This window comes from Helicobacter cinaedi CCUG 18818 = ATCC BAA-847 (assembly GCF_000155475.1).
Lineage (GTDB): Bacteria > Campylobacterota > Campylobacteria > Campylobacterales > Helicobacteraceae > Helicobacter_C > Helicobacter_C cinaedi.
In genome coordinates, this window is sequence record NZ_DS990401.1 from 1 (window position 1) to 7,930 (window position 7,930).

The window sequence follows — 7,930 nt, forward strand, 5'->3', positions numbered from 1 at the left end:
TGCTAGTCATAATAAGCCTTTAAAAATGTGGAATCTTTGGTTGATAAAATCTTTATTCCTCATCATATTGTTATCTGAATCTTTTGAAATATTTTTATCTACTCCTTGCAAAATACTACCTCCCACAATAAACTCCATCTTTGCATAATTCCAAGCACCTACAAACTGCATAGGTTTGTCCCCAAAGTCAAAGCTATCATCAACATAAGCTTTAATTTATGTAGCTTTTGTAATGCAAAATGTTATAGAGCTTACAATACTAAAAAATAAGAATCCAAATTTAAAACTTCTTGTTTTAGATGAAGGCGTTATTTTAAAATGCGGATTTTTATAATAAATAATTAAAAATAAGACGATAAAGATTAGGCTCATATGAATAGGAGTTATTAAGGGTAAATAAAATATTGAAACGAAATGACTTTCAACAAAATTATCAACACCTCTTGATTTTATTATATGCAATATAGTACCTAAAGAATTTCCCAATATACTACCTAAACAAAAAAGTGTAGGATACTGATTAATATACTTTCTAATTCTATACCTATAACAAAATAAAATTAATATTACTATTATATTAACCGCAACTAAACATATTAAAACTTGAATAATAGCCGCATACGATAAAAACCCCCAACCATCCATCAAAAATCCTTTATTATTATTTTAAATATTCTTTTTAAGTTAGCATCTTGTGGAACTACTATATCCTTAAAAGTCTTACTTGTTACTAGAAAATCGCAACCTATATGAAAGTATGTTTGAGTTTGTTGATAGTCTTGATTGTAAATTGGATAGATATTTATTTGCTTATAGTCTAAATATTCTTTTTTAGTTATAGCGGTATTTGTTCGAAGAGAAAGAAAGAAAAATGCGCCAACATTATTTGCACTAAATGTTCCGCTTTTTTCTGCATATTTATTCATCTGTTGTTCCGAAACATCTCTATCAAATCTCACCTCTTTATAATCCCAAGCACCCACAGGCTGTCCTAATTCTTTTATACTTCCATTATCATTAAAAATATGGTTTTGGTCTCTAAAATCAAAACTATCATCAACATAAGCTTTAATTTGTCTAGGATATATAGCTATTTCATTCTCATTCATCTTTTTTATCTCAAATGTATCTAACACATAATAGATTTGAAATTTACCAGAGAGAGCATAAAGAGCTATGGCTTGGTTTGAGTTTTCTTCAGATTTTAGTTTATATTCTATCCCAAAGTTAGTGTCAGAGATGCTATGACAGTATATGTAATCCACCAATTAGCCTCACTAAAAAACTCATAAGTCTCTGTATTATATAAAAAAATGCTAGAGATGGTATGGGTGAAAGTAAAAAGTGTAAAAAGCTTACCATAGCTATGCCTATCTTTTCATTTTTAGATAAGGGTTTTTTGATGATTTCTTGATTACTAAAGAATTTAAAGATTGCAAAATATATGACAGATACAATACATAGTATTATAAAGATTAAGTAGAACCCGAGCCATTCATAAATGCTATAAACCTTCAAGCTTTTAAAAAAGCTCCAAAAAAGCACAGCCACTATCCAATATACCACACTATAAATACCCCAATATTTTATAAAATCTTTCTTATGTATTATTGTATTTACTCGTGGAATCACACTCCAAACAAGCAGTGCAATACCATATAAAACAACAACATAAAAGATAAACTCAAGAAAAGAAACACTCATTAATTTACCTTTATTTGAATAGGCATTGATAAGGGGAACACCTCTATATCCTTAAATGTAGAAGTAAGGATTCTAAAATCCAAACCGAGATGAAAGCAAGTTTGGGTGTTTTGGTAGTCTTGTTTTTGCATAAAATAGTTCCTTGCATTTAACTAAGCTTATAAGATAAATAAAAGCCATTTAGAAAGAGCGTAATACTAGACGAGCAGACAGTGATAAAAAAATGTCTTGTATTATATACTCTTTTATCCCATTGCTTCTTATATGCTCTATATGTAAGAAAACATACATAGCACCATACTAAGAAAAAAGACAATACATTAATACTGCCAAAAATAATAGGTGCAAGAATCCTTACATACTCTATTGTTTCCTTTCTCAATATACAACCTAATAAACTACCCAATACACTGCTAACTATGCCACCACACACAATACTTATAATAAAACGCTTGTTTGCAAAAAGATTATATTTTTTGTCTGCAATAGCAAATATCACAAAAAGTGGAATATGTGCTACAATCTGACATATAAAAATATCAAATAAGGATGCAATAACTAAAAACCCAAATCCATCAGTCATTATCTAGTCTCGCGTTTTACTATAACCCTAAATAGATTTCTTGTATCCAAATTATTTGGAAGCTTAATGTTTTTAAAGCTTTTGCTAGTAACGATAAAGTCCAAACCTAAGTTGAAATATTTTTGCGTGTTTTGGTAGTTGAGATTTCGCATTATGGCTTCCTTTATCGCTACATTTCTTTAAAAAACTTAGCTACTTCGCTAAATAAATTATATTCCAATATTACCCTGCATATTGCATAAAAGAGCAAAGAAAAGATAAAGTTTAAACCAAGTATGCAATATTTTTCTGTTTTATTCAAAAAATCATTTTGTTTCTTGTTAGATAAAAATTTCAATAACAAAAGATACACAGATGAATACATAGTAAAAAACACCACACCTGATAACATAAAGAATACAACATACTCTCTTATTGACAAATAAAGCATTATATATGCTATTAGAGTAAGCACAATATAACACAATAAACCACTAAGTAGCCAATATCTTATGCTCTTTTTCTTAAGAAACATATTTCTAATTTTAGGCACAAAACTTATAAGGATAAATGGCAAAAGCCCTACTACAACAAGCTGATACAATATAAGACTATAAGGAAAGAGTATGATCCCACTAGCCAAACCCTCTATAAATAACATTAATCTATTCCTATTTGAATAGGCATTGATAAAGGGAACACCTCTATATTCTTAAATGTAGAAGTAAGGATTCTAAAATCTAAGCCTAAATTGAAATATGTTTGAGTATTTTGATAATCTTGGTTTCTCATTATAACCTCTTTTAAGTCCTTTGCACTATTTCTTTCTAAGTTCACAAACGGCAGTTTATTTGCCACATCAACAGCATTATCCTTGAAATACCCCTGCCAAATGCTACCACCCGCGATAAACTCCATTTTCTCATAATCCCAAGCACCTACAAACTGCTCTGGTGTGCCTATGAAATCAAAGCCATCAAAGATATAAGCCTTTATCTGTGTGGGATATATGGATATTTCTTTTTCTAAGGTTTTCATATAGATAATACCATTTCCAAAAAAATAAGGACTATCGTGGGAAACAATAGAGCAAAAAGAAAATTTAAACCTAATAAAAAATACTTTTCTTTTTTGCCTAAAAAAGCATTTTGTTTATTGTTGGAAAAAAACTTAAATAACACAAGATATATAGTAGAATAAATATTAAAAATTACTGCTCCAAGAAGCACTAAATACATAGAATCTATATCAATTTTAAAAAAAAATGCCACAAAATGAACTACAATATAAATGATATAAGAAATAAAACCACCAATAATCCAATAAACAATACTTCCATTTTTGAGCAACATTCTATGTATTTTGGGAATAAATGTTGTAAAAATAAAAGGCAACATTGCAGGAATCACGAGCCAAAACATAGCAACACTATAAAGAAATGCTGTCAAAATCCCCTTTGATAGAATTATAAATGAATCTACAACATTCATCAATTTAGCTTTATTTGGATTGGCATTGATAAGGGATAGACTTTTATGCTTTTGAATGTAGGAGTTACAATCCTAAAGTCTAAACCTAAGTTGAAATATTTTTGGGTATTTTGGTAGTCTTGATTAAACATTATATTCTCATTTGCTTCTTTGACATTACCAATAGAAATTACTTTTGTTGAACCTGTAACTTCTCTAAACATTTTTCTTGTGCTATTAAATACCTTAAACTCCATTTTTTCATAATTCCAAGCACCCACAAATTGCCCTGATGTGCCTATGAAATCAAAGCCATCAAAGATATAAGCCTTTATCTCTGTAATTTGAATATCTATTGCATTATTTTTACCTTGAGTGATTTTAAAGAGGCTAGGAATATAATAAATATTAAATTTACCTGTTAAAGCATAAAGGGCTATGGCTTCTTTGAAATCCAAGATACTTGCAAAAGCAGTATCTCCCAAACCATAAGTACGCATACATTGCCCCCATAATTTATAAGGTCTTTCTATATCAACAAGAAATTGCTTTTTGCAGACATTATCACTTTTCCAATCATTGCCTTTTAATGAAAATATTTTCTCATTTTTTGTAAAACCTTGATAGATATTGTCAAGCATAACAACTATTTTTGCATTTGTATTTTTACTGCTTACAATGTCTTGTAAGTCTTTTTGTATAGAATCGCTTTTGAGCCATTCTATAATCTTTTCATAAAAAGCACTATCAAAAAAATTATTATGCAAAATCTTTGGTGTCCCTGTTGCTCTGCGAACATATTCAAAAGATTCATAAGTCATTTCTTTTATAGAATCCTTAACAAATTGATTAATATCGTTTCCAAAAGCAGGAACTTTCAATATTTTATCCTCTAGCCCTTTCATCAAAGGAAACTGCATATAAAACTTGTCCCAATCTAGCTCTACATAGAATCTTAAATTATTCTTGTCATTTTGTTGAATTTGGGATTTTACTTTTGGGCATTGATTAGCTATCTCTCTTGCAAACTCCCTCATCTCTATTCTAGGCAATATCTCTTTTACTATTTCTTTCATTGTTTCATTAGGGATAGAATCTATAAAGTCTTCTTGCCTAGAGTCTATGTATATCAATTCTCCTAATTCTTTAGCATTAGCAGGATTATCGTGCCATAATCTTTGGCATATATAGCTTACTCCCCAACCAAGCCTTGAGATTTCATCATTTCTTGCATTAGCTCTTAAAGTCTCTGCTAAGGTGCAATCAATAGTAATTTGAGGATAATCATTTATCCTTATAATTTGACATACTTTCCAATTTGGTTCATTTTTGTAAGCAAAAATAGCAATTTGTTTATTTTCAAAGCCTTGAGGGATAGTGATTTCTAAAGTTTTGCCCTTATAGATATTTTCGGGTTCTGCTTCGTTGGATTTTATATTTTTAATCGTATAAGCAGGAGTATTTGAAAAAAAAGTTTTAGAATCTTGTAGGATTTGTAAGGTATCTTTTGGGATTTCATCAAGTTCAACAGGGTGTAGTTGTGTGCTGTATGGATTCTTATCTTTAGAATCTTGTTGATGAAACATTTGGATTTCATCAGGTTTCATAGCTTTATATACCCATTTAATCTCATTTTCTTTTACTTTATTCTCATCAAAACTTGCTTTTAATGTAAGCGTATCACCCACTTTATAAAAGTTTTTAGTAATGATTTCATTATTAGCGTCTGTAAGTATATATTCATTTGGTTCTAATTTAACTTGCTGCACTGCAAAATTATCTAACTTTTGCTTAAACCTTAATTCAAGTGGCTTTTCTCTTCTTTTGATAGAATTGAGGATAATACTTCTATCTAAGATAGGGTATTCTTGGTAGTCTTTATGGATAAGTTTAGCTCTAAAGGACTTAAGATTTTGCTCGGAATCTATTTCAAAAGTAGTTAAACCTTGAGTATCACTTATTGCCTCTTGTCCTAGATTGACATTTTGTAATTGGAGTTTTGCATTAGCAATAGGCATTCTTGTGTATTCATCTAAGGCTTGGATTTGGAATTGTATTTCTCCCTTTCTATGAGAATTAATAGTATTAGGAGGGAGGATGGTTTCTTGGGGGGAGTGGGGGAACAATAGGAGGGGATTAACTTGTGAAATATTCTCGTTGTTTTTACTTATATTAAAATCAAAAAGAAAAAATGAATTTGGATATAAAATGCTATTAAAATTATAAAATAAATCATCTCTATTGAATATTGTAGATTTAGTATGTGGCACTATTGTTTGGATTGTTTTACAATTTTTCATTGGAACTAATTTGCCCTCAAATTGCCTTTCGTTATACCCAGCAATTTCTAAGGCTTTCCATACATAATCCACACAGCTATTCCACATAAAATTATAATCATTATTGCCAAATCCTAAAGATTGTGCATAGTTATTTGTTTTATCTGCAAACTCTTTTAGTTTTTCATAGGTTTCTTGTGTAATTTCTAATGCTTGAGATTCACAAGCAGCTTTTTCTCTTTGATAAGTTATATTATCATTATTAACTATACCATTACTGGTGTATCCTGCATTCTTTTCTTCTATAATATTACTATCTTCATCAAGTGCATAAATTTTAAACCACATATGTCCTGCTCTAGATTTATCACCATTATTTAAGGGTGTTCCAGCTTCCTCTATGAAAATTTGTATATAGTAGCTTGACATAAAAACTCCTACTTGTCACTTGAAGATTTGATAATTACAAGAGGTTTAATATCATTTGGCAAAGTCGTATCCTCTAAAACTTCAAGTTTAACATAATATTTTTTCCAAGTTTTTACATTTACTCTCATATTTGTTATATATTTTTGCTTGCTTCCTATGAAATACAAAGGAAACTCTATGATTTGTTCTTGTTTTGCTTTAGGATTTGCTAAAGGAATAAAAGTAATTTTAAATTTAAAGTATTGATTAGGGTGATAGGCTTTTAAGAGTTGCATTATTTTTTCTTTTCTCTCTGGTATCCAAAAATTAGGACTAAGATTAAGCTTGTTATTATATGGAGACTTTATAATCTCAAGTCTATTAAAAAAGTCTTTTGCATTTTGTATTGGCAATGTTTCTAAATCATTACTTTTTACATAATTTAAATTATCTGCATAGCCAAAAGAGATAAAAATATCTACATAAAGATTATCTCTCCATAAATCAAGTGGCATTCTAAATTTTTTTTCATAAACATTGCCTTTTTGGGTAAAATCAAATTCATCTCTTAAATGTAAATAATCAACACTCAAAGGATTAAGCACCAAAGAATTAGCCCACAACTGCGCATAAGAACTAAACAACATAAACAAAACATATACTAATTTTGTTTTCATAGCGCAATTAACTCCTTTTATAACTCACAAACTTTTCATACCCATATTGTTCTTTTAATTCTTCTTTTTCCTCTATACTTAAAGCATTTCCACTATAAGCCCTAAAATAATCTATTGCCTTATTGCCATTGGTTATATAGATCTCTTTTCCATTGAAATATAATCTAAGTTTAGATAAAAGATTAAGAGAGATTGTATTATTTGCATCATTGTAATTATTTGTAGCTCTAACTACATTATTTTTCGCTTTTTTATAAAATCTTTCGTCAGAAACTTCAAATTCAAATTGATTGGTATTATTAGGAAAAGTAAAGATAACTTCTCCATTTTTATCTATGGTTTTAGAATTTCCCATAAAGGAGAGCGTTTTACCTTTTACTTTATCCAATAATTTCTTACTAGATATTTGTATATGGCATTGAAATTTGATTGTATTGCTCATTACTTATTCTTTATATATTAAATCATTAAAGAGTAAGCCAGAAGAAGTTTATCTATTCCCATTTCTTTACCTCTCACTCCGCCTTTATCTCCCCACCTTTAACTATAAGTCCTTTAGAATCTATGACTACTTCTACTCCACCAGCTTTAATAATAACACAATCTCCCTTAGCAGTAATAGAAGTGTCTCCTACTTGGTGAAGGATTTGATTTCCTGCTGTGGCAGTAAGATTACTCTTAGATTCCATATCAGTATTATCTGCAATAAAAGAAAGTTCTTTTTGTGTTTCAAACGAGGCAGATTCTTTACCAAAGAATAAGATATTATCTTTAGCATTAAAATTCATTTGGGATTGGGTAGAGAGATTACATTCTCTCCCACTTTGTATA

At 29.4% G+C, this 7,930-nt stretch carries 10 protein-coding genes and 1 pseudogene; all 11 read right to left on the bottom strand.

The window, feature by feature from the left end; genetic code table 11:
• Positions 1-6: 6 nt before the first annotated feature.
• Positions 7-171 (bottom strand): hypothetical protein, encoded by a 165-nt coding sequence (locus HCCG_RS12315; protein WP_002957632.1) that lies wholly within the window; start codon positions 169-171, stop codon positions 7-9.
• Between the two features lie 45 nt (positions 172-216).
• Positions 217-645: a hypothetical protein gene (locus HCCG_RS11035; protein ID WP_002957633.1), complete on the bottom strand. Its 429-nt coding sequence runs from the start codon at positions 643-645 to the stop codon at positions 217-219.
• The gene (locus HCCG_RS11040; RefSeq protein ID WP_230197962.1) at positions 645-1,265 is read right to left on the bottom strand and encodes a DUF6402 family protein; all 621 of its coding nucleotides are present in this window, start codon (positions 1,263-1,265) and stop codon (positions 645-647) included. The genes HCCG_RS11035 and HCCG_RS11040 overlap by 1 nt, the downstream gene beginning before the upstream one ends.
• Before the next feature lie 438 nt (positions 1,266-1,703).
• Positions 1,704-1,835 (bottom strand): hypothetical protein, encoded by a 132-nt coding sequence (locus HCCG_RS12900; protein ID WP_002957636.1) that lies wholly within the window; start codon positions 1,833-1,835, stop codon positions 1,704-1,706.
• A gap of 621 nt (positions 1,836-2,456) precedes the next feature.
• Positions 2,457-2,927, bottom strand: a complete 471-nt coding sequence (locus HCCG_RS12675; RefSeq protein ID WP_002957638.1) for a hypothetical protein — start codon at positions 2,925-2,927, stop codon at positions 2,457-2,459.
• A complete protein-coding gene (locus HCCG_RS11060) occupies positions 2,927-3,304 on the bottom strand; it encodes a DUF6402 family protein (protein WP_002957639.1) in 378 nt (125 codons plus the stop codon). Before HCCG_RS11060 ends, HCCG_RS12675 begins: the two co-directional genes overlap by 1 nt.
• On the bottom strand, positions 3,301-3,756 hold the full coding sequence (locus tag HCCG_RS11065; protein ID WP_002957640.1) for a glycosyltransferase family protein: 456 nt from the start codon (positions 3,754-3,756) through the stop codon (positions 3,301-3,303). The genes HCCG_RS11060 and HCCG_RS11065 overlap by 4 nt, the downstream gene beginning before the upstream one ends.
• Positions 3,756-6,443, bottom strand: a complete 2,688-nt coding sequence (locus HCCG_RS11070) for a DUF6402 family protein (protein WP_002957641.1) — start codon at positions 6,441-6,443, stop codon at positions 3,756-3,758. Before HCCG_RS11070 ends, HCCG_RS11065 begins: the two co-directional genes overlap by 1 nt.
• A gap of 8 nt (positions 6,444-6,451) precedes the next feature.
• On the bottom strand, positions 6,452-7,099 hold the full coding sequence (locus tag HCCG_RS11075; RefSeq protein ID WP_002957642.1) for a GNAT family protein: 648 nt from the start codon (positions 7,097-7,099) through the stop codon (positions 6,452-6,454).
• 7 nt (positions 7,100-7,106) lie between these two features.
• Positions 7,107-7,541 carry a hypothetical protein gene (locus HCCG_RS11080; protein WP_002957643.1) on the bottom strand — a complete coding sequence of 145 codons (435 nt, stop codon included), beginning with the start codon at positions 7,539-7,541 and terminating at the stop codon, positions 7,107-7,109.
• A gap of 73 nt (positions 7,542-7,614) precedes the next feature.
• Positions 7,615-7,930 (bottom strand): annotated as a pseudogene (locus HCCG_RS12320) (bacteriophage T4 gp5 trimerisation domain-containing protein); the annotation flags it as partial.

Coding starts and splice junctions, on each gene's coding strand:
- HCCG_RS12315 (WP_002957632.1), bottom strand. CDS start 171: ATGCAGTTTGTAGGTGCTTGGAATTATGCAAAGATGGAGTTTATTGTG.
- HCCG_RS11035 (WP_002957633.1), bottom strand. CDS start 645: ATGGATGGTTGGGGGTTTTTATCGTATGCGGCTATTATTCAAGTTTTA.
- HCCG_RS12900 (WP_002957636.1), bottom strand. CDS start 1,835: ATGCAAAAACAAGACTACCAAAACACCCAAACTTGCTTTCATCTCGGT.
- HCCG_RS12675 (WP_002957638.1), bottom strand. CDS start 2,927: ATGTTATTTATAGAGGGTTTGGCTAGTGGGATCATACTCTTTCCTTAT.
- HCCG_RS11060 (WP_002957639.1), bottom strand. CDS start 3,304: ATGAAAACCTTAGAAAAAGAAATATCCATATATCCCACACAGATAAAG.
- HCCG_RS11065 (WP_002957640.1), bottom strand. CDS start 3,756: ATGAATGTTGTAGATTCATTTATAATTCTATCAAAGGGGATTTTGACA.
- HCCG_RS11070 (WP_002957641.1), bottom strand. CDS start 6,443: ATGTCAAGCTACTATATACAAATTTTCATAGAGGAAGCTGGAACACCC.
- HCCG_RS11075 (WP_002957642.1), bottom strand. CDS start 7,099: ATGAAAACAAAATTAGTATATGTTTTGTTTATGTTGTTTAGTTCTTAT.
- HCCG_RS11080 (WP_002957643.1), bottom strand. CDS start 7,541: ATGAGCAATACAATCAAATTTCAATGCCATATACAAATATCTAGTAAG.